The following is a 670-nucleotide window of genomic DNA, read 5'->3' on the forward strand; positions in this document are numbered from 1 at the left end:
GAGTCTAGGTTGATGGAGGTGGATAGGTTGATTTTATGGATAAGGGATTGTTGTGTTTTTACAAATTCTTCTCTGTTTAGGTTGAAAGAATGTATTTGTTTAACATGCATCTAAAATCAATCCTACCTCCTGTTAACTAGTGTCTGTTTTTCTTTGTATTCATTTTTACTTTGAAAACTTACAACTCCAGGTTCTGCAAACTTTATTAATAGTTCTAATTAAATGTTTAACTACATTTCATTATTCGTAACTTTGTTTAATATAAATTCTATATTTTTAACTATTTCAATATGGCTATTTGTCTGAAATTCATATATGGGTTGATCCCAATCCTCATTTTGCATCATAACTAGTTGATAAAATCCATTAGCATCCGCATCTGGATACCAACCTAAATCAAGTAAGTAATTTTTACGAGAGTATGTTAATTGCATTAAATCTTGTGAAAAAAACAACCATTTTTCATCGTCTGGTGCTAGGTTTTTCGGATCAATTTCTCTAAAACTGTTTTGATTTATGGTCCATCCTTTTGGAATCCTTAAGGGTTGTAAACTTATTTCTGGCATTTTTTTTATCTTTCTCATAAAAGCCTCCTATTACTTATCAATACCAAGTTGTTTTAAATACTTATCTAATCGACTTCCAGCAATCGGATGACCATGATATTCAC

The 670-nt window shown here is 30.4% G+C and carries 1 protein-coding gene and 1 pseudogene; both read right to left on the reverse strand.

All coding sequences use genetic code 11. The features are described from left to right. Window positions 1-110 (reverse strand): annotated as a pseudogene (locus ACWHAR_RS27885) (endonuclease V); the annotation flags it as partial. Window positions 111-230: 120 nt separating this feature from the next. Beyond that, window positions 231-584 (reverse strand): hypothetical protein, encoded by a 354-nt coding sequence (locus ACWHAR_RS27890; protein ID WP_014481129.1) that lies wholly within the window; start codon window positions 582-584, stop codon window positions 231-233. Between the last annotated feature and the right edge of the window lie 86 nt (window positions 585-670).

Source organism: Bacillus sp. LR--39, assembly GCF_053613335.1.

Bases quoted from the DNA above. Each gene is read 5' to 3' on its own strand.
- ACWHAR_RS27890 (WP_014481129.1), bottom strand. From the start codon at position 584: ATGAGAAAGATAAAAAAAATGCCAGAAATAAGTTTACAACCCTTAAGG.